This is a genomic window from Sphingomonas sp. SRI_018 (assembly GCF_057586275.1).
On record NZ_JBYCZO010000001.1, the window covers coordinates 1830382 to 1849010 of the forward strand.

At 68.6% G+C, this 18629-nt stretch carries 19 protein-coding genes and 1 tRNA gene; 11 read left to right on the forward strand and 9 right to left on the reverse strand.

Going from position 1 to position 18629, the window contains the following annotated elements:
- Nucleotides 1-31: 31 nt before the first annotated feature.
- Nucleotides 32-1030, reverse strand: coding sequence for an adenosine kinase (locus AC2YHA_RS08520; RefSeq protein ID WP_487401138.1), 999 nt, complete (start codon nucleotides 1028-1030; stop codon nucleotides 32-34).
- A 97-nt stretch (nucleotides 1031-1127) separates the two neighbouring features.
- Here AC2YHA_RS08520 and AC2YHA_RS08525 point away from each other — a divergent pair, with 97 nt between their 5' ends.
- Both AC2YHA_RS08525 and AC2YHA_RS08530 read left to right on the forward strand, forming a co-directional pair.
- Nucleotides 1128-1808, forward strand: coding sequence for an EI24 domain-containing protein (locus tag AC2YHA_RS08525; protein WP_487401139.1), 681 nt, complete (start codon nucleotides 1128-1130; stop codon nucleotides 1806-1808).
- Nucleotides 1805-2179 (forward strand): hypothetical protein, encoded by a 375-nt coding sequence (locus tag AC2YHA_RS08530; RefSeq protein ID WP_487401140.1) that lies wholly within the window; start codon nucleotides 1805-1807, stop codon nucleotides 2177-2179. The genes AC2YHA_RS08525 and AC2YHA_RS08530 overlap by 4 nt, the downstream gene beginning before the upstream one ends.
- Nucleotides 2180-2253: 74 nt before the next feature.
- Here the strand turns inward: AC2YHA_RS08530 and queG are convergent, their stop codons facing one another.
- Entirely contained in the window at nucleotides 2254-3357 is a 1104-nt protein-coding gene (gene queG, locus AC2YHA_RS08535) for a tRNA epoxyqueuosine(34) reductase QueG (RefSeq protein ID WP_487401141.1), read from the reverse strand.
- A gap of 42 nt (nucleotides 3358-3399) precedes the next feature.
- Between queG and AC2YHA_RS08540 the strand changes: the two genes are divergently transcribed.
- From AC2YHA_RS08540 to AC2YHA_RS08550, 3 genes are all read left to right on the forward strand, one after another.
- On the forward strand, nucleotides 3400-4317 hold the full coding sequence (locus tag AC2YHA_RS08540) for an ABC transporter ATP-binding protein (RefSeq protein ID WP_487401142.1): 918 nt from the start codon (nucleotides 3400-3402) through the stop codon (nucleotides 4315-4317).
- 184 nt (nucleotides 4318-4501) lie between these two features.
- Nucleotides 4502-5737, forward strand: a complete 1236-nt coding sequence (locus AC2YHA_RS08545) for an ABC transporter permease (RefSeq protein WP_487401143.1) — start codon at nucleotides 4502-4504, stop codon at nucleotides 5735-5737.
- A gap of 34 nt (nucleotides 5738-5771) precedes the next feature.
- On the forward strand, nucleotides 5772-7016 hold the full coding sequence (locus AC2YHA_RS08550; RefSeq protein ID WP_487401144.1) for a cytochrome P450: 1245 nt from the start codon (nucleotides 5772-5774) through the stop codon (nucleotides 7014-7016).
- 513 nt (nucleotides 7017-7529) lie between these two features.
- On the opposite strand, the gene AC2YHA_RS08555 is transcribed toward AC2YHA_RS08550, so the two are convergent.
- Nucleotides 7530-8351 carry a ThuA domain-containing protein gene (locus AC2YHA_RS08555; RefSeq protein ID WP_487401145.1) on the reverse strand — a complete coding sequence of 274 codons (822 nt, stop codon included), beginning with the start codon at nucleotides 8349-8351 and terminating at the stop codon, nucleotides 7530-7532.
- Nucleotides 8352-8442: 91 nt separating this feature from the next.
- Between AC2YHA_RS08555 and msrB the strand changes: the two genes are divergently transcribed.
- Complete coding sequence (gene msrB, locus AC2YHA_RS08560; RefSeq protein ID WP_487401146.1) at nucleotides 8443-8928, forward strand: peptide-methionine (R)-S-oxide reductase MsrB; 486 nt, start codon at nucleotides 8443-8445, stop codon at nucleotides 8926-8928.
- Nucleotide 8929: 1 nt separating this feature from the next.
- On the opposite strand, the gene AC2YHA_RS08565 is transcribed toward msrB, so the two are convergent.
- Entirely contained in the window at nucleotides 8930-9505 is a 576-nt protein-coding gene (locus tag AC2YHA_RS08565) for a CHAP domain-containing protein (protein ID WP_233785797.1), read from the reverse strand.
- 349 nt (nucleotides 9506-9854) lie between these two features.
- Here AC2YHA_RS08565 and AC2YHA_RS08570 point away from each other — a divergent pair, with 349 nt between their 5' ends.
- Nucleotides 9855-10406, forward strand: a complete 552-nt coding sequence (locus AC2YHA_RS08570) for a hypothetical protein (RefSeq protein WP_233785796.1) — start codon at nucleotides 9855-9857, stop codon at nucleotides 10404-10406.
- Between the two features lie 4 nt (nucleotides 10407-10410).
- Here the strand turns inward: AC2YHA_RS08570 and AC2YHA_RS08575 are convergent, their stop codons facing one another.
- From AC2YHA_RS08575 to AC2YHA_RS08590, 4 genes are all read right to left on the reverse strand, one after another.
- Nucleotides 10411-11151, reverse strand: a complete 741-nt coding sequence (locus AC2YHA_RS08575) for an extensin-like domain-containing protein (RefSeq protein ID WP_233785795.1) — start codon at nucleotides 11149-11151, stop codon at nucleotides 10411-10413.
- Nucleotides 11148-11909, reverse strand: coding sequence for an NUDIX hydrolase (locus AC2YHA_RS08580; protein ID WP_487401147.1), 762 nt, complete (start codon nucleotides 11907-11909; stop codon nucleotides 11148-11150). The genes AC2YHA_RS08575 and AC2YHA_RS08580 overlap by 4 nt, the downstream gene beginning before the upstream one ends.
- A 36-nt stretch (nucleotides 11910-11945) precedes the next feature.
- The gene (locus tag AC2YHA_RS08585; protein ID WP_487401148.1) at nucleotides 11946-13520 is read right to left on the reverse strand and encodes a hypothetical protein; all 1575 of its coding nucleotides are present in this window, start codon (nucleotides 13518-13520) and stop codon (nucleotides 11946-11948) included.
- A gap of 144 nt (nucleotides 13521-13664) precedes the next feature.
- A tRNA-Ala gene (locus AC2YHA_RS08590) sits at nucleotides 13665-13740 on the reverse strand.
- Nucleotides 13741-13972: 232 nt separating this feature from the next.
- On the opposite strand from AC2YHA_RS08590, the gene AC2YHA_RS08595 reads away from it, so the two are divergent.
- The 4 genes from AC2YHA_RS08595 to AC2YHA_RS08610 all read left to right on the forward strand — a co-directional run bounded on the left by AC2YHA_RS08595 (nucleotide 13973) and on the right by AC2YHA_RS08610 (nucleotide 17521).
- Nucleotides 13973-15037 (forward strand): DUF2171 domain-containing protein, encoded by a 1065-nt coding sequence (locus tag AC2YHA_RS08595; RefSeq protein WP_487401149.1) that lies wholly within the window; start codon nucleotides 13973-13975, stop codon nucleotides 15035-15037.
- Between the two features lie 132 nt (nucleotides 15038-15169).
- Nucleotides 15170-16156 carry an NADP-dependent oxidoreductase gene (locus AC2YHA_RS08600; protein WP_487401150.1) on the forward strand — a complete coding sequence of 329 codons (987 nt, stop codon included), beginning with the start codon at nucleotides 15170-15172 and terminating at the stop codon, nucleotides 16154-16156.
- A gap of 521 nt (nucleotides 16157-16677) precedes the next feature.
- The gene (locus AC2YHA_RS08605; protein ID WP_487401151.1) at nucleotides 16678-17034 is read left to right on the forward strand and encodes an ArsR/SmtB family transcription factor; all 357 of its coding nucleotides are present in this window, start codon (nucleotides 16678-16680) and stop codon (nucleotides 17032-17034) included.
- The gene (locus AC2YHA_RS08610) at nucleotides 17018-17521 is read left to right on the forward strand and encodes an SRPBCC family protein (protein WP_487401152.1); all 504 of its coding nucleotides are present in this window, start codon (nucleotides 17018-17020) and stop codon (nucleotides 17519-17521) included. Before AC2YHA_RS08605 ends, AC2YHA_RS08610 begins: the two co-directional genes overlap by 17 nt.
- Nucleotides 17522-17677: 156 nt before the next feature.
- On the opposite strand, the gene ypfJ is transcribed toward AC2YHA_RS08610, so the two are convergent.
- Complete coding sequence (gene ypfJ / locus AC2YHA_RS08615) at nucleotides 17678-18580, reverse strand: KPN_02809 family neutral zinc metallopeptidase (RefSeq protein ID WP_487401153.1); 903 nt, start codon at nucleotides 18578-18580, stop codon at nucleotides 17678-17680.
- Between the last annotated feature and the right edge of the window lie 49 nt (nucleotides 18581-18629).

Consider the following 18629-nt stretch of genomic DNA (forward strand, 5'->3'; position numbering starts at 1 on the left):
GGCCTTCTTCTTTGCCTGCGATGCGGGCGGATCAGGCCGCCGCCTTCTCCGCAATCAGCGCCTTGAGGTCCGCGCGGGGCCGCGCGCCGATGTGGCTGATCACTTCCGCCGCGCATACCGCGCCGTAGACGAGGCTACGGTCGAGCGTGATGCCGCGCGTGATGCCGTAGAGCACGCCCGCCGCGAACAGGTCGCCCGCGCCGGTGGTATCGACCACCTCGTCGATGGGCTCGGCCGGCACCTCGAAACGCTGCCCGCCCTGGAACGCCAGCGCGCCCTTCTCGCTGCGGGTGACGACCAGCACCTCGACGCGCGGCTGCACGCGCGCGATCGCGGCCTCGAGATCGTCGGTCCGGGCGAGCGCCTTCAGCTCGTTCTCATTGGCGAAGAGGATGTCGATCATCCCCTCCTCGATCAGCGCGCGGAAATCGTCGCCGTGCCGGTCGATGCAGAAGACGTCGCTGAGGGTGAAGGCGATCCGCCGTCCGGCGTCACGCGCGACCTGCATCGCGCGCCGCATCGCCGCGCGCGGCTCCTCGGGATCCCACAGATAGCCTTCGAGGTAGAGGATCTTGCCGGCACGGATCATCTCCTCGTCGAGCGCGGAGGCCGGCAGGAACTGCGAGGCGCCGAGGAAGGTGTTCATCGTCCGCTGGCCGTCGGGCGTCACCAGGATCAGGCAGCGCGCGGTCGAGGGTTCGCCGTCGCGCGCTTCGGTGGTGAAGTCGACGCCGGACGCGCGGATATCGTGCGCGAACACCTGTCCGAGCTGGTCAGTCGCCACCTGGCCGATGAAGCCCGCCGTGCCGCCGAGCGCAGCCAGGCCAGCAACGGTGTTGGCCGCGGAGCCCCCGCTCACTTCCTGCCCCGGGTTCATCCGGGCGTAGAGCGCATCGGCCTGCTCGGGCGAGAACATGAGCTGCATCGAGCCCTTGGTCATCCCCTCCTCGGCGATGAAGGCGTCGGTTGCATCGGCGAGGATGTCGACGATCGCGTTCCCGATCGCGACCACGTCGTACTTGGTCTCCACACAATTCTCCTGAGAGTCGATTCGCCGCCCCTAGGGACTGCCGCGCCCGCACGCAACGCTTCGACAGCGGCGCTTCGTGCCGGTAGAGGGATCAGCCGTGATACAGGCATTCCTCCTTTCGCTCGAGCAGCTTGGCGACCGCCGGGTGCTGCGCGTGCTGGCCAAGTCGCTGCTGGTGACGCTGGCATTGCTCGCGACGATCGGAGTCGCGCTGTGGCTGGGCGTTCGGGCGTTCGTGCAATGGCTGGGCGCGAGTGCCGGCTGGGCCGAGGTCGCCGGCGCCGCGGCGGTGCTCGGCGGCATCGCGCTCGGCTGGCTGCTGTTTCGCGCGATCGCGGTCGCGGTGACCGGCGTGTTCGCCGACGAAGTGGTCGAAGCGGTCGAGGCGCGCCACTATCCCCACGCGCTCGCCACCAGCCGGCCGGTGCCGCTCGCGCGCGGCGTCGCGATGGGGCTGCGATCTGCGGTGCGGGCGCTGGCGGTCAATTTGGCCGCGAGCCCGATCTACATCGTCCTGCTGGTGACGGGAGTCGGCACCGCGATCGGCTTCTTCGTCGTCAATGCCTGGCTGCTCGGCCGCGACCTCGGCGACATGGTGGCGGCGCGGCACATGCCCGCTGCCGCGATGGCCGATTTCCGCAAGGCTACCACCGGCCGGCGCTGGCTGCTCGGCGCCGCCGGCACCGCGCTGCTGCTGGTGCCGTTCGTCAACCTGCTCGTCCCCGTGCTCGGCGCGGCGATGGCGACGCATCTCTTCCATCGGAGGCTCGAAGCATGAGAATCGCCGTCGTCGCCCTGGGACTGTTCGCAGGCGGCTGCGCTACGACCACCGCCCCGCGCCCGGCTGCGCCGGTCCCAGTGCCGCCGCCGCGCATCTATCCCACCACGGGGCTCGAGCGCGTGATCGGTCAGACCGCTCCGGCGCTGACAAGAGCGTTCGGCAAACCGGACGTCGAGATCGCCGAAGGCAGCGCGCGCAAGCTCCAGTTCACCAGCCAGATCTGCGTGCTCGACGCCTATCTCTACCCGCCCAAGGAGGGCGGCGGCGAGCCGGTGGTGACCCATATCGACACCCGCCAGCGCGACGGCAGCGCGATCGACCGTGCGAGCTGTGTGGCTGCGCTCAACCGACGCGAGGGCGGGAAATAAAAATCCTCCCCGGCACGGGGAGGGGGACCGCGAGCGTAGTTCGTGGTGGAGGGGGCTCCAATCGTGGCGACTCACTAGCGGCCCGCCCCCTCCACCATTGGCTTCGCCAATGGCCCCCCTCCCCGTGCCGGGGAGGAGCCCTGGAGCCGCATAATCGCCCATTCTGCCGCCTCCGCGACCGCCGGATCGGGATCGTCCATCAACCGCCGCACCGGCTCTTCCAGCCCCTTATCCCCGCTGTTCCCCGCAGCGATCAGGCAGTTGCGCACCATCCGGTCGCGCCCGATCCGCTTGATCGGCGAGCCGGCGAACACCTGCCGGAATCCCGCATCGTCGAGCGCCAGCAGGTCGGCGAGCAGCGGCGCGGTGAGCTCGGCGCGCGGCAGGAAGGCGCGATTGGCCGCGGCGGCCGAGGCGAACTTGTTCCACGGGCACACCGCCAGGCAATCGTCGCAGCCGTAGATGCGGTTGCCGATCGCGGCGCGGAACTCCTCCGGGATCGGCCCCTTGTGCTCGATGGTGAGGTAGGAGATGCAGCGCCGCGCATCGAGCCGGTACGGCGCGGGAAAAGCATCGGTCGGGCAGGCGCGCTGGCAGGCATCGCAGCTCCCGCACCGCCCATCCCCTGCCACGTCGGGCGCAAGGTCGAGCGTGGTGTAGATCGCGCCGAGGAACAGCCAGCTGCCATGCTCGCGGCTGACGAGATTGGTGTGCTTGCCCTGCCAGCCGAGCCCGGCCGCCTCGGCGAGCGGCTTCTCCATCACCGGGGCGGTGTCGACGAACACCTTGATCCCTGCCGGCGCCTGCTCGACGAGCCAGCGGCCGAGCGCCTTGAGCCGGCGCTTCACCACGTCGTGATAGTCGCCGCCCTGGGCATAGACCGAGATGCGCCCGACATCGCCCTCGCCGGCCAGCGCCAGCGGGTCGCGGCCGGGCGCATAGCTCATGCCGAGCGCGATCACGCTTCGCACCTCCGGCCACAACCCGGCTGGCGAGGCCCGCTGATCGGCACGCTCCTCCATCCAGATCATCGATCCGTGGCGCCCCTCCGCCAGCCATTGCCGGAGCCGCTCCCCCGCCGCCGGCGCGGCATCGGCGCGCGCAATGCCAGCCGCCGCGAAACCCAGCTCCGCGGCTTTATCCTTCAGCAACGCTTCCAATGGCTTGTCTTGTCGCACGCGGGCCAGCTAGCACGAGTCGAGGCTGAAGGGGGCGTTTTGTTGTCGGAGAGAAGAGCCGTCACCGCCAGAGGGCTGGTCAAGCGTTTCGGCGACCGCAACGTCGTCGACGGCGTCGACATCGCCGTGCCGAAGGGCGCGGTCTACGGCGTGCTCGGCCCCAACGGCGCGGGCAAGACGACGACGCTACGCATGCTGCTCGGCATCATCGAGCCCGACGGCGGCGAGCGGACGCTGCTCGACGCCGTCCACCCGCGCGAGGCGAGCGACCGAGTCGGCTATCTGCCCGAGGAGCGCGGGCTCTACCCCGGCATGAAGGCGGCGGAGGCGATCGCCTTCCTCGGCGCATTGAGAGGCCTCGACTGGCGCACGGGGCGCAAGCGGGCACGCGCGATGCTGGACAGCGCCGGGCTCGGCCACGCCGCCGACCAGAAGATCCGCAAGCTCTCCAAGGGCATGGCCCAACTCGTCCAGCTCCTCGGATCGGTCGTGCACGAACCCGAACTGCTGGTGCTCGACGAGCCCTTCTCCGGCCTCGACCCGGTCAACCAGGAGAAGCTCGAGAAGCTGATCCTCGCCGAGCGCGACCGCGGCGCCACCATCCTGTTCTCGACCCATGTCATGGCCCACGCCGAGCGGCTGTGCGATCGGCTCAGCATCATCGCCGGCGGCAAGGTGCGCTTCGAGGGTACGGTGGCCGAGGCGCGCGCGACGCTGCCGATGAAGGCGCATTACGTGCCGCATCATCCGAACGACGCCATCCGCGCGCTGCTGCCCGCCGATGCCGAACGCGAGAACGGCGGCTGGCAGTTCACCCTGCCCGAGGAAGGGATCGAGGCGACGCTGACCCGGCTGATCGAGGCGGGCTACGGCATCTCCGGTCTGTCGATCGAGCGGCCGGGGCTGCACGACGCCTTCGTCAGGATCGTCGGCCGCGACGCGCTGGAGCAGGCGGCATGAGTGTAGCACGGCGCCCCTTCTCCCACCGTCATGCCGGACTTGTTCCGGCATCCACCGTGCAGCAAGCTCCGCGGCCGATGAATGATCGGCACGGTGGACCCCGGCACAAGCCTGTCCCGAGCGACGCCGCAGGCGGCGTCGAGGGGGCCGGGGTGACGATTGGGTTCGATAGGTTCTTGGCGGCATGAGCACCGCCCGCCGCCTCATCCGCCAGACGCTGACGGTCGCCCGGCGCGACTTCATCGCGACCGTGTTCACGCCGACCTTCCTCATCTTCCTGCTCGCGCCGCTCATCATGATGAGCTTTGGCGCGATCGGGGGGATGGGCGCGCACAGCATCGCTGACAGCTCGCTCGACAAGGAGCGGATCGTCGCGATCGTGCCCGCCGCGGAAGGCCGCGCGCTGCTCGCGGCCGATCGGAACCTGCGCCCGCTGTTCCGCCGCAGCGAAGCGCCGCCGGAGCTGGTCGTCGAGGCTCCCGATGCCGCTCCGCAGGCCCAGGCGCGTGCGCTGTTCGAACGCAAGGATATCGAGGCCTCTGCCGTCCTCTTCGGGCCGATCGAGCGTCCGACGGTGCTCTACGCCGATCGCGGGGGCCGCCATGCCGACTATCTGGCCCGCCTGGCCGAGGAGAGCCTGCGCGATGCCCGCGTGCCGGCCACGCTCTCCACCGCCACCAAGCAGCCGGTGAAACGCGTCGCCGCCACCGTATCGGGCCATGGGCAGGCGGCATTCTTCACCGTGTTCGGCATCTTCCTCCTGACGCTGATGCTGGCGGGCCAGGCGGTCGGCACCATGGCGGAGGAGCGGTCGAACAAGGTGATCGAGGTGCTCGCCGCCGCAGTGCCGCTCGAAAGCGTGTTCCTGGGCAAGCTGATCGGCATGTTCGGCGTCGCGATCCTGTTCGTCGGCTTCTGGGGCACGATCCTCGGCAATCTCGCCACGCTGCTGCCGGGAGGGCTCGGCCGCGCCTTTGCGAGCATCGGGCCGGCGGTCGGGATACCGGCGTTCCCGATCCTGTTCTTCGCCTATTTCACCATGTCATACCTGTTGCAGGGCGCGGTGTTCCTGAGCGTCGGGGCGCAGGCGTCGACCCCGCGCGAGATCCAGCTGCTGTCGTTGCCGATCACCATGTTCCAGATGGCGATGTTCGGCTGGGCGCAGGCGGCGGCCTCCAGCCCCGACAGCTGGATCGCGCGGGGCGCCGAGATCTTCCCGTTCAGCTCGCCGCTGGCGATGGGCGCGCGCGCCGCGAACAAGCCGGAGCTGTGGCCGCACCTGCTGGCGCTCGGCTGGCAGGCGCTGTGGGTGGCGATCACCATCTGGCTCGGCGCCCAGCTGTTCCGGCGCGGCGTGCTGCAATCGGGCAGCCCGAGGCTGTTCCGGCGACGAACCGCTATTGACACAGGTGTCAGTTAAGGCATTCTCCTCGCCGCATATCGGGAGAGGCAGGATGGCGACGCTTGCGCAGGATTCGGTGCATAGCCCGGAGGTCGATCCGCTCGACGTCAGCCGGCCCGAGCTCTACCGCGACGACGTGTGGCAGGCGCCCTTCGCCGAGATCCGGCGCCGCGGCGGTATCCACAAGACCGAGCACAGCGGCTTCGGCCCGTTCTGGTCGGTCGCGACCTACAAGCCGATCGTCCACATCGAATCGCTGCCCGAGATCTTCTCGTCGGAAGCGGGCGGGATCACCATCGCCGACTTCGATCCCTCCACGGACGGGGTGAAGATGCCGATGTTCATCGCCCGCGACCGCCCGGTGCATACGGCGCAGCGGCGCACCGTCGCACCGGCCTTCACCCCGTCGGAAATGGTGCGGATGACCGACGACATCCGTCGCCGCACGTCCGAGATCCTCGACGCGCTGCCGGTCGGCGAGACGTTCGACTGGGTCGATCAGGTCTCGATCGAGCTGACCACGCAGATGCTGGCGATCCTGTTCGACTTCCCGTGGGAGGACCGGCGCAAGCTCACCTTCTGGTCGGACTGGGCCGGCGATATCGAGATCGTCAAGAACGACGAGCTCCGCCAGCAGCGGCTGCAGCACATGTTCGAGTGCGGCGCCTATTTCCAGAACCTGTGGAACCAGAAGGTCGGCAAGGAGCCCACACCCGACCTCATCAGCATGATGATCCATTCGGATGCGATGGCGCACATGGATCAGTATGAGTTCATCGGGAACCTCATCCTGCTGATCGTCGGCGGCAACGACACCACGCGCAACTCGATGTCGGCTTATGCATACGGCCTCAACCAGTTCCCTGACGAGCGCGCGAAGCTGGAGGCCGATCCGTCGCTGATCCCGAACGCGGTGCAGGACATCATCCGCTGGCAGACCCCGCTCGCCCACATGCGGCGGACGGCGACGCAGGATACCGAGGTCGAGGGGCACAGGATCAAGGAGGGCGACAAGATCGCGCTCTGGTACATCTCCGCCAACCGCGACGAGAGCGTGTTCGGCGAGGATGCCGACAAGATCGTGGTCGACCGCCCGAACGCGCGGCGCCACCTCGCCTTCGGCCACGGCATCCACCGCTGCGTCGGCGCGCGGCTGGCGGAGCTGCAGATCAGCGTGCTGCTCGAGGAGATGGCGAAGCGGCGCCTGCGCGTGAACCTGATCGAGGAGCCGGTGCGCGTCTCCGCCTGCTTCGTTCACGGATACCGCAAGATGCCGGTGGAGCTGAGCCGGTATTGAGGCCGTCAGTACGGCCCTCTTCCAATCCTCCCCCGCCAGGGGGAGGTGGCACGCGCAGCGTGACGGAGGGGGAGGAAGCACGCCGAGAGTGAGTCGCCGCCCTCCCCCTCCGTCGCCTTCGGCGCCACCTCCCCCTGGCGGGGAAGGATCGAATCCGATCTGCCGCCCTTGCAATGTAGGATTTCGTTTGCTTGGCTCGTGCGCTCCGACGTCCGCGAGCGTCGGTCCGCTCTTTGACCCCGTTGATTACCGTGCCGCGCTCATGGCGCGTCCGCGTCGCGCATATGTCGCGTCCACGCCGCTTCCCTGTCGCTTCCCTGTCGCTTCCCTGTCGCTTCCCTGTCGCTTCCCTGTCGCTTCCCTGTCGCTTCCCTGTCGCTTCCCTGTCGCTTCCCTGTCGCGTCGACGCAGCCTTCCCAGCATAGGCTCGCAGACACGCGCCCCGAGTCAATTTAGTCAACTTTTTCGGTCGACCTCGAACCGGCAAGCGGCGGCCGCGACATGCGACGCGACCTAGCGCTTCGCCACCCAGCGCAAGGCATTGGCGATGACGCGCCGGAAGTTCGGGTCGTCATAGGCTTCGGGCGTGTGTCCGAGCGCGGCATAGACCACCCGGCCCCGCCCCACCTGCCGTGCCCAGATCACCGGATGGAGCTTGCCCATCGCCTTGCCCTCCGGCGGGCGGTAGCTGCCCTCGTCGATGGTCGCGAGCAGGGTGAGCCCGGCACCGCCCGGCACGCGATCGAACGAATACCATTCGTCCTCCGGCGCCCAGGGCAGCCGGACACCCGCCATCACCGGATGATCCGGCGTGAGGATCGAGATACTGGCCCGCTGGATATGATCCGCGCCGCCCGGATGGCCGGTGAAGCGCGCGCCGATCACCTCGTCGATCCACCACGGCCAGGCGTGGCTGCCGTCGCCCGCCGCATGAAGCGCCACCACGCCGCCGCCCGCTTCGATCCACTTGCGGAGCGCCGCCTGCTGTGCCGGAGTGGCGAAATCGCCGCTGACGCTGTTCAGCACCACCACCGAGAAGCGCGCGAGCTGGGCATCGTTCAACACCGCCGCATTCTCGGTCGCATAGCTGCGCCGCCGAGCCGCCCCGGCCAGCTCGCCGAGCACGGCGTTCGAGTGCGGAAGATGCTCGAGATGGCGCCAGCCGTTGGTCTTGGACAGGATCAGCACGCCGTCGCGAAGCCCACGCGGCAGCTCGGGCGGCACGCTGTCGACGACCGGCGCCGGGAGGTGCGGATCGCGCGGCGGCTGCTGCGCCGCTCCCGCCACCGTCATCGTCAGCCCCGCGAGCAGGATCGCCAGCTTGCCAATCGCCATAGCCCCTCTCCATATTGGTCGTCGCGGCCCCTATGGACCGGACCGGCGCTTCAGGCGACTCCCGTCTGCTCGCACCAAATGGAGAGTTCCCATGCACATCGATCGGCGGACCGTCTTCGTCGGCCTGACTGGCCTCACCGTTGCGACCGCCGTATGGCCCGAAACCGCGTCCGCGGCCTATGAGATCCAGCTCTCCGACGCCGAATGGCGCAAGCGGCTGTCGCCGCAGGCCTATGCCGTGCTGCGCAAGGCGAGCACCGAATATCCCTTCACCAGCCCTCTCAACAAAGAGCATCGCTCCGGCGTCTTCTCCTGCGTCGGCTGCCAGCTGCCGCTGTTCACCTCCAGGACCAAGTTCGACAGCGGTACCGGCTGGCCGAGCTTCTGGGCGCCCCTCCCCAATGCCGTCGCGCTGAGTCGCGACACCACGCTCGGCATGGTGCGCAACGAGGTCCATTGCCGCCGCTGCGGCGGGCATCTGGGGCATGTGTTTGATGACGGCCCGAAGCCGACCGGCAAACGCTATTGCATGAACGGCGTGGCGCTGGCGTTCACGCCCCGCGCCCTGACAGGATAGCTCAGTTCGAGGCGGTGCCGATCGCCGTGATGCTGGCAAGCTTGAAGTTCGCGGCTGCGGTGGCCGCCGCGGTCATCACCGGGGCAATCGGCGCCTCATCCTCATCCGGCGTCGTCGTCGGCGCGCTGTCCGGATAGATGAAGCCGTGGGTCGGGTAGGTGGAGGTGCCGAGCCCGCCGTTCGGCGCGTACCATACCTTGACGCGGCTCCAGTCGCCGGCCTCGGACACGTCGACCGCGCGGACATCCGTCTCGACGCCGCCGCGGCGCGACCAGTTGGCGTGGGTCAGCAGCACCTCGCGCTCGCTCACCACCTTGGAGACGGTGGCGACATGGCCGAGCCGCATCCGCCTGGTCGGCGCGAAGGCGAGCACCGCGCCCTTCTTCGGCGCCGAGCCGCGCTCGTAGCGCCCCGCGGCCTGATCCCACCAGGTGAGCGCATTGCCGTGGATGTTCACGCCGGAAATCATGCGGGCGTAGGGCACGCACTGCCAGAACTTGGCCTGGGCGGGAGCGGCGGTCATCAGCAGGCCGGCAGCCACCAGCGCGACACGCGCCGCAACACCGCGAATGTGCATGAAGACCCCCCGGTCCTTAACGATCCAACTGGGAGGCACTATGCAGGCGCGGACGGGCGCGGGAACCCCATCGGCGTTGAACCGGTGACCTGATGGGACGAATTGAGCGGAACCTTTCGGTTCACCCCGATCCCGCCGCGGCTGCATCGCTCGCAAGAGGCTACATATTGTTGCCTCCATGCATCACTGCACGAAATCCTGTGGATAGCCGACTCGGTTCGTCGCAGCTTTGTTGCGGTGCAACGGCGTTCATGTTTCCATAGATGAACGGCGGACGACGAATGGTTAAGGGGTTGGTTAACCGCTCGGGTGCATCGTCCTGTCGTATTTGGCGGGTGGGGTGACGACGATGGCTTCCAAGATGAAACCGGCCGAAGGCGCGATGACGCTGGCGGAGATGAAGGAATTCGCCGGGTTCAGCGCGGCGACGCAGCGCTACATCCGGCGCGCGCTCGACATCGGGCTCGATCGCGAGGATGCGCTGGCCCGCTGGTCACGCGACGTGGTCGAGGCGGCGAGCATCCGGGCGCAGGCGCGGATGTACGACCGGCTTCCCGAGGTCCGTGCGCTGCTGCCCGACGACAGCGGGCTCGAGGCAATCGAGCCGTTCATGGCGCCGCTGATCACGGTGTCGGCGTTCGACCTCGGCCAAGGGCGGCTGCCGACCTTCTCGGCCTATCGCTTCCTCTACGAGCGGCTGATCGGCGCCGAGGTGCGGCCGTGGCTGCCGGCGGCATTCTGCGCCGCATCGGCGCTGCCGACGCTGCACCCGGACCTTCGCCGCAAGCTGCTCCAGTCGATCAGCGAAGCGGCGGCGACCGCCTCAGGCTGGTCGACGCGCAAGCCGGCCTTCTTCCCCTATTGGGTCGAGAAGGTCGACGCGGCCGCGCTGCCTAACTGAGCTACTAGCGGCACGCTCGCGAACCGAGCGCGCCGCGCTGCGCCTGATCGATGTGGAAATGGTCGCGGTGCGCAGCGTTGTAATCGGGCGACAGGACGGTCGCGAACAACTCGCACGCGCCGTCGCGGACCTCATGCAGGAAGCGCGGCTTCTCCCCCTGCCCCTGCCAATCCTTCAGCACGCTGATCCGCGTTCCGTCCGCGAGGACGAAGCCGGCAACGTCAAGGGCGTTGGCATGGGCATGCTCACTCCAGTCGCCGGTGCTGCGGCCGTACATGCGGCGGCAGTTGTAGCTGCCGAGATGCTCGATTCGCACCACGCGCGAGCGGAAATGGCGTTGTGCGGCGGGTTGAATCACGTTCCATTCGAGCATCGCCAGCCCCGCCGCGACCGGACAGGACACGCCCAGCCGGTCAGGTGAGAAGGCGATCTGCTGCGATCCCCCATCATCCAGCCGAACGCCATTGCTGTAGCCGCATTGTCCGTCGGCGAGCGGCGCCAGCGGCGTGAAGCGCACGCCGGCCTTGTCGAGCAGCGCACGGCATTCGGCGAAGTCCCCGCCAAGCGCCATGAGCTTGTCGCCGGTGGAAATGCCCGGCGTCTCGGCAAGGTCGAGCTCAGTCCAGGGCAGGTCCTGCGGCCGCGCCTTCATCAGCGCATAGAGCACGAACAGGAACGCCAGCAGCACGGAGGCGTTCTTGACCGTCCACCACAGCTTCCACAGCGTCTTGCGGGGTTTGCTCATGCGCGCCGGACACGGGTCAGCCGCTCGGCGGTGACGGGATAGCCGAGATCGTCCGGAATGCAGAGATGCTCGACGCCGTCCCGCATCTCTACGTGCGGCGTGATCGTCCGCACCGGATGTGCGCGGGCATCGGCAACCGCATCGTCGAAGCCGCCGAACAGCGCGAGCCGTTCGAGGTTGCGGCGGGTGGGGAAGATGATCGTCGCGCGGCCCGCGTCGGCCTCGTCCAGCACGTCGCGGGCGGTGGCCCAGAACAGGCGGCTGTTCTCGGTCGCGTCGACGCTCGGGGCCGCGCCTTCGGGTGCGCGGGCGAGATAGAAGCGCGTGTCGAAGATGCGATGCGGGACGCCGAGCGGCAGCCACCGCGCGAACGGCACCAGCCGGTCGAGCGCGAGCCCCGCTCCCACCCTCTCGAGTGCCTCACCAAGGGGCATCCCGCCGTGAAGCGCCGCCCGCATCTCCCCGAGCACAGCGGCGTCCGGCATCGGATCGAGCGCCAGCGCGATTCCCGCTTCCTCGATCGCCTCGCGCACCGCGGCGATCCGTGCGGCGGCGTCCTCGGGATCGTCGGCACCGCCGACCTCCGCCAGCGCCCGATCGCCGGGATCGACCCGTCCGCCGGGAAACACCAGCGCCCCGCCGGCGAAGGACATCGCAGCCGACCGCTCCAGCATCAGCAGCTCGGGCGCGCCGCTCGGGCGGTCGCGCATCACGACGACGGTGGCGGCAGGGATGATCGCTGCGGGCTGATCGGCCATGTCTCCTGATCTAGAGCGGCGGCCGGGCAGCGGCAATCAAGGCGCGGGCGGGGCCGGCGTCGCGGCCGGCGCGGCCTCCGCCTGGACCGGCAAGGGCAGCTTCACGGGCTTGGCGGCACCGAACTGCCTGATCTCGATCGCAACTTCGCCGCCGGGGGGCTCGCGCAGCGGAAGGGTCACCGCGATGCGGCCGTCGTCGGCCATGGTCCAGGCGATCGGCCGCGAAGGTGCATTGCCCGACCGCATGGCAATGCTCTCGACGCAGGCAGGTGCCGGCCCGCTCAGCATCACCTTGTTGTCGCGCCCGGCCGCCAACGGCGCGCCGTCTCCGGCACTCCATCCCGCATCGCTAGGGAATTGCAGGTCGAATTGCGGTCCGTCGAACGGATCGAATCCCCAGAAGCCATGGAGCTGGGCGGTGACCGCGCCCTTCGGTGCGCCAGCGGGAATCGCACCCGCCCAGACATAGCCGCCGAGGTCCGGGCGCGCCTTGACCGGCACGTCGAGCGTGCGGCCCGACGCCGCAGCGAACCGCACCTTCATGTTGCGCGCATAGCCGGTCGAATAGATCAGCGGCGCGCCTTCGACGGGAAGAACCGCATTCGGCCGGGTGGCGCAGATCGGGCGCTCGGCCGCATTGTGCAGCTGCGGCGGGCGATCCGGCCCGATCGCGGGCATCGAGACGACCATCACCGACTTGGGCTTGGCGAACGACGGCGCGGCGTTGAGGAGCAGCGACACGCGGTCGCCCTGCCGCAGGCTCAGCGTCGGAAGATAGCCGAACTGCGGATTGCTGAACGCGCCGAACACCCGGGCGATGTCGCGGACGACGCCGATATAGGGGCTGTAATAGCCGAGGCCGCCCTCACGCGTGTAGCTGAGCTGCAGGGCGAGATCGGTCGGCGCGCCGACCAGCGTCTCACTCAGAGAGCTGGTGTGCACGTCGGCGAGGATCAGCGAATCGCGGTTCTCGAGGAGGCAGGCCGCCTGCTGCTCGATCACCTGGGCGAGGCAATCGGCGTTGAGCTTCATCGACAGGCTGCGCGCCAGCCTGGGGGCGATGCTCCTCAGATATTCGGGATGCGTGTCCTCCTGCGCGCGGATCGCAGCCATGAAGACGTTGAGCCGCGAGCGGTCGAGCGACGCCTGGTTGAGATCCTGCGTCGCCCGGACGAACTCGCCCGGCCGTCCGCGCACCGCGTCGGTGATGGTGTCGGACGCTCCGCCGGTTTCGGGGACCAGGAACAGGACCAGCTGCCTCGCCCCCTCCGGCACCGTCAGGGCGAGGCGTTTGTCCTTGGCCTTGCGCTTCCAGGTCTCGGCGGTGCGGATCCAGTCCTTGGGCGGCGGGTTGGTCGCGCCGCTGAGGAAGGCGGACAGCAGCAGGAAGCGGGCGCGCTGGTCCTCCGGCAGGTCGGCGGCGATCGTCAGCTTGTCCCCCTCCGCCAGCGCCGGTACCTCGCCGATCGGCAGCGTGACGCCGTTACGCGTGACGGAGATGCCGAGCGCCGGCCCCGGCAGGTCGAACGGCGCCGGGTCCGCGGCGGACAGCGGCGACAGGGCAAAGGGCGCCAGCAGCAGCGCGGCGGTGATGGCGAAGCCCGCGGGCATCGACCGTCGTTTACGCAAAACCATGCGGTTTTAATGCTCTATCGCCGCTCAGGATCAAGCCCGCCGCGCTCCGACGTGCCGATGCGCAGTCGAGCGTGGGTCAGGCGGCCGGGATAAAATCGTGGAATTTCAAACGGGAGGCGATGGTGGAGCTGAGGGGAATCGAACCCCTGACCTCTGCAGTGCGATTGCAGCGCTCTCCCATCTGAGCTACAGCCCCGCACTCCCGGTCCCGCCCGGCCGTGGCCGTCGGGAGGCGCTCCCTTAGCGGCATGGTTCGGGCGATGCAACGCCCATCGCGCAAGCTTTTTTCTCAACGCCCGGCTGGCCCGTTTCGTCGCCCCGGGCGCCGTCCGGCGCGGAACATTCGCTGTCGTCGTCCTTTGATTCCCCGGAGGAGCCGCCGCCGTCGCGGCGCGCATCCAGACAGGTTCGAAGGAAGGATGCAGGACATGACCGACCGTTTCCGCAACGACGATTTCACGCGCGACTATGACCGCGAGGATCAGGACTATGGCCGCGACTACGGATCCGGCCGCGACTACAGCTATTCGAGCGCCCGCAACTACGAGGCCGCCGGAGTGATCGGCCCGCGCTACGACCGCAATTTCCGCGGCGGCGGCACCGGTTATGGCGGCGGCTATGGTGCGTCGTACGAGCGGCCCGGCGACTATGGCCGGCGCGGCTATGGCGAGCGCGATTATTACGGCTACCGCGGCCAGGGCTACGGCCAGCAGAATTTCGGCGGCGACTATCGCGGCGCCTATGCCCATGACGGACATCGCTTCACCGAAACCGGGCGCGGCGGATATGAGCGCGATTATCGCGGCGGCCGCGACGACTGGCGCGAGCGCGGCTATCGCGGGCGCCGCGACTTTGGCCGCGTGCCCGAGGGCTACGACTATGAGGACCGCGGCTTCATGGCGCGGGCAGGCGACGAGGTCCGCTCGTGGTTCGGCGACGAGGATGCCGAGCGCCGCCGCGAGCTCGACCAGCGCTATGACGAGCGCATGGGCTATGGCGAGCGTGGCCAGAATTGGGCAGGCTACGGCCACCACGACCGCGACTATCACAACTGGCGCCGCTCGCAGATCGACGCGCTCGACCGCGACTATGACGAATATCGCCGGGAGAATGCGCGCCGGTTCGAGAGCGAGTTCGGCACCTGGCGCTCGAACCGCCAGACCCAGCGCAGCGCGCTGCAGCAGGTCGAGGAGCATATGGAGGTGGTCGGCTCCGACGGCGAGCATGTCGGCACCGTCGACTGCGTCCGCGGCGACCGCATCGTCCTGACCAAGAGCGATGCCGACGCGGGCGGCCGCCATCACTCGATCCCGTCGAGCTGGATCCAGTCGGTCGACGGTAGGGTGACGATCATCAAGTCGGCCGAGGAAGCGAAGACGCACTGGCGCGACGAGGAGCGCTCGAGCGCCTTCTTCGGATCGGGCCGCGACCGCGACCGCGATACCGACGAGGGCGCGACCAACCTCAACCGGAGCTTCTCCGGCACCTATTGAGCCGGCCGGGCGCCTGCCCGACCCAGCTATGGAACGCCCGGGCCTCGCCGCCCGGGCGTTTTCGCATCACGCGCTTGCGGTGCGGGCGCGGCGGCCATACCCATGACTCGAAAGCCGAATGGGAGAGCGACGATGCCCCGCGCCTGGACCCTCGAACGCCGCCCGCAGGGATTGCCGCAGGCCGGCGACTTTGCGCTCAGGGAGATCGAGCCGTCCGCGCTCCGCGAAGGCGAGATCCGGGTGCGCAACCTGTGGCTGTCGGTCGACCCCTATATGCGCGGCCGGATGAGCGATGCGAAAAGCTATGCCGCCCCCTATGCGCTCGGCGAGCCGATGACCGGCGGCGCGGTCGGCGAGGTGGTCGAGAGCCGGGCGGACGGCTTCGCGCCGGGCGATCTCGTCCAGCACATGCGCGGCTGGCGCGAGGAAGCGGCGCTGCCGGCGGACGAGGCGCAGAAGCTGCCGGCGCTCGACGTGCCGCCGCAGGCGTTCCTCGGGCAGCTCGGGATGCCGGGCATGACCGCCTATTTCGGCCTGCTCGACGTCGCCGAGGCCAAGCCGGGCGAGACGGTGTTCGTCTCCGCCGCGGCGGGTGCGGTCGGATCGACCGTGGTCCAGATCGCCAAGGCCAAGGGGATGACGGTGATCGGCTCGGCGGGTGGGGCGGAGAAATGCGCCTGGGTGCGCTCGCTCGGCGCCGACCGGGTGATCGACTACAAGGCCGGGCCTGTGCTGGACGGGCTGCGCGCGGCGGCGCCCGACGGCATCGACGTCTACTTCGACAATGTCGGCGCGGACCACCTCGATGCCGCGCTTGCCACCGCGCGGCTGCATGCGCGTTTCGCGATTTGCGGGATGATCGACATCTACAACCGCGCCGAGCCGACCAGCCTGCGCTACCTCGCCCGCGTGATCGGCGCACGCATCCGTATCACCGGCTTCCTGGTCTTCGACCATATGCACCGCGCGGACGAGTTCTACCGCGACATGGGCGCGCTTCTCGCCGCCGGGCAGCTCAGGCGGGAGGAGACGGTGGTCGACGGGATCGAGGCGATGCCCGACGCCTTCCTCGGCCTGTTCAGCGGCGCCAACACCGGCAAGATGCTGGTGCGCCTCTGAGAGACGGCGACAGGCGTCGGAAACCCGCGGAAATCCGTCGAAGGTCACGAAAGTCACGGGTAGAGCGGGCCCCTTTCCGGATTGCGTTTCTGGTGTCGGATTGCCCCGAAAATGTTGACTAAATTGACTCGGGGCAGGTGCACGCGAGCCGGCACATGGGAACGCGGCGCCGACGCGACAGGGATGCGACGGCAACGCGACAGCGGCGCGCCAAGGGCGCGACAGAGGCGCGCCAGCAGCGCGACGCTGACGCGCCGGGGATGCGGCGGGGACGCGACAGCGGCGCGACGCGGGATGGGATCGACAGAATCAAAGAGCGGACCGGCGCCTCGCGCAGCTCGGACCCGACCAGCCAAGCAGGCGAAATCCTACATTGCAAGGCGCGAGAGACGGCGACCATCCCGGTTCCGGATCGCACCCGGCATGTCGAGCACGAGCACGCGCCTCGGATGACCGGTCTACGGCATGGAAAGTTCGGGACGCTTGCGCTTCCTGCGCGAGCAGGCTAGACACTGAACTATATGGTTCAGTATTCAAGCCCTCCCCTCGATCTCTCGTTTGCGGCGCTGTCCGACGCGACCCGCCGCGGGATCATCGATCAGCTTGGGCGAGGGAGCGCGTCGATCACCAGTCTCGCGGACAAGTTCCAGATGACGCTGACCGGCATGAAGAAGCACGTCCAGGTTCTCGAGCGGGCGGGGCTCGTCGTCACGCAGAAGGTCGGACGGGTGAGGACCTGCAAGCTCGGGAAACGCGGCCTCGAGGCGGAGGCCGAGTGGATCGAGGCGCATCGCAAGCTGTTCGAGGCCCGCTTCGACGCATTGGACGAAATCATCAGCGAAATGAAACAGGAGGGAAGCGATGAATCAGCAGGTTAGCAGTGCAGGCGGTGCGCAGAACCGCACGTCAATCGAGCGCAGAGGGGATCGCGAACTCGTCGTAACGCGGGCATTCGATGCGCCGCCGAGCATGGTTTACCGGGCGTGGAGCCAAGCTGAGTTGTTCCAGCGCTGGTGGATGCCAAGATCGGCATCCGGCGTTTCGCTGGTATCGTGCGATATGGACGTCCGTACCGGCGGCAAATATCGCCTGGAATTCAGCGCCGGCGGTTCGGATACCATGGCCTTCTACGGCAAGTATCTCGAGGTGGTGCCGAACGAGCGCATCGTCTGGACCAACGACGAGGGCGAAGAGGGCGCGGTCACGACCGTGACCTTCGAGGACCAGGGCGGTAAGACGCTGCTGCGTTTCCACGAAGCCTATCCGTCCAAGGAGGCGCTCGAGGAAGCACTGCAGGGCTCGGCGGCCGCATTGCCGGAGCAGCTGGAGCAACTCGACGAATTGCTTTCCAGCATCGGCGAGTAGCGCGGGTCGGGAAAATCGCCTCGGGGAACGTCTGCTTTTGGGAAAGGACTCCATCGGCCTTTCCGGCTGGAGCCGAGCGCGCATCCGCCGAACCCCTGTCGCTGCCCCAAACAGCTAACCGTCAGCCTCGACCGTTCCCCGTTATCAGCTCACCGCCTAGTCGATCGACCCGCTGAACGTGTCGCACTGCGCGGGGTCGCCCGTCTCCAGCCCGCGGCGGAGCCAGCGCATGCGCTCGTCGGAGCTGCCGTGGGTGAAGCTGTCGGGCACCACCGTCCCCTGCGCCTGGCGCTGGAGCGTGTCGTCGCCGATCGCGCGGGCGGCGGTCATGCCCTCCTCGACGTCGCCGGGCTCCAGGCGGCCGCTCTGCTTGGCCCAGACGCCGGCGTAGCAATCCGCCTGCAGCTCGAGCCGCACCGAGAGCTGGTTGCCCTGCACGCGGCCGGCGCGCTGCTGGGCCTGCTGCACACGCTGCGAGGTGCCGGTCAGCGTCTGGATGTGATGGCCGACCTCGTGCGCGATCACATAGGCCTGGGCGAAATCGCCTCTGGCACCGAAGCGGTTCTGAAGCTCGTCGAAGAACGTCGTGTCGAGGAAGACACGTTGATCAGGCGGGCAATAGAATGGCCCGGCGGCCGACGAAGCCTGGCCGCAGCCGGAGTTCGTGCCGCCCGAATAGAAACGTAGCCTCGGCGGCTGATAGACTTGGCCGCTCGCTTGGAAGATCTTGCCCCAGACCTGCTCGGTCGATGCCAGGACGCGGCACGTGAACAGCCGCTCGGCGGTGTTGCAGACCTGGGCACCCTGCTGGCCAGCCGTCGAGCTCTGCTGCTGCGTGGCCGGCCCCGATCCCACGTCGGTTATCCCGCCAAGCCCGCCGGAGAACAGGTAGACAGCGCCGATGATCAAAAGCAGCGCCACCGTTCCGCAACCCATCTTGCCGCGAAACAGAAACGGCAGCAGCAGTCCAAGAACCGGCAGGCCACCGCCACCGCGACCGACCGAGCCAAAGCCGCCATCTTCGACATTGTTGCTTGGATCGAGATCGTCGAGCCGCATTGCCCGGCCTCCCCTGATTGCCGTCCGGCCATGAATGCGCCGGGATCGC

Bases quoted from the DNA above. Each gene is read 5' to 3' on its own strand.
- AC2YHA_RS08580 (WP_487401147.1), bottom strand. From the start codon at position 11,909: ATGGCCGATCAGCCCGCAGCGATCATCCCTGCCGCCACCGTCGTCGTG.
- AC2YHA_RS08600 (WP_487401150.1), top strand. From the start codon at position 15,170: ATGCCCCGCGCCTGGACCCTCGAACGCCGCCCGCAGGGATTGCCGCAG.
- AC2YHA_RS08570 (WP_233785796.1), top strand. From the start codon at position 9,855: ATGGCTTCCAAGATGAAACCGGCCGAAGGCGCGATGACGCTGGCGGAG.
- AC2YHA_RS08595 (WP_487401149.1), top strand. From the start codon at position 13,973: ATGACCGACCGTTTCCGCAACGACGATTTCACGCGCGACTATGACCGC.
- AC2YHA_RS08550 (WP_487401144.1), top strand. From the start codon at position 5,772: ATGGCGACGCTTGCGCAGGATTCGGTGCATAGCCCGGAGGTCGATCCG.
- msrB (WP_487401146.1), top strand. From the start codon at position 8,443: ATGCACATCGATCGGCGGACCGTCTTCGTCGGCCTGACTGGCCTCACC.
- AC2YHA_RS08565 (WP_233785797.1), bottom strand. From the start codon at position 9,505: ATGCACATTCGCGGTGTTGCGGCGCGTGTCGCGCTGGTGGCTGCCGGC.
- AC2YHA_RS08575 (WP_233785795.1), bottom strand. From the start codon at position 11,151: ATGAGCAAACCCCGCAAGACGCTGTGGAAGCTGTGGTGGACGGTCAAG.
- AC2YHA_RS08555 (WP_487401145.1), bottom strand. From the start codon at position 8,351: ATGGCGATTGGCAAGCTGGCGATCCTGCTCGCGGGGCTGACGATGACG.
- AC2YHA_RS08585 (WP_487401148.1), bottom strand. From the start codon at position 13,520: ATGCCCGCGGGCTTCGCCATCACCGCCGCGCTGCTGCTGGCGCCCTTT.
- AC2YHA_RS08530 (WP_487401140.1), top strand. From the start codon at position 1,805: ATGAGAATCGCCGTCGTCGCCCTGGGACTGTTCGCAGGCGGCTGCGCT.
- AC2YHA_RS08545 (WP_487401143.1), top strand. From the start codon at position 4,502: ATGAGCACCGCCCGCCGCCTCATCCGCCAGACGCTGACGGTCGCCCGG.
- AC2YHA_RS08605 (WP_487401151.1), top strand. From the start codon at position 16,678: ATGGTTCAGTATTCAAGCCCTCCCCTCGATCTCTCGTTTGCGGCGCTG.
- AC2YHA_RS08610 (WP_487401152.1), top strand. From the start codon at position 17,018: ATGAATCAGCAGGTTAGCAGTGCAGGCGGTGCGCAGAACCGCACGTCA.
- ypfJ (WP_487401153.1), bottom strand. From the start codon at position 18,580: ATGCGGCTCGACGATCTCGATCCAAGCAACAATGTCGAAGATGGCGGC.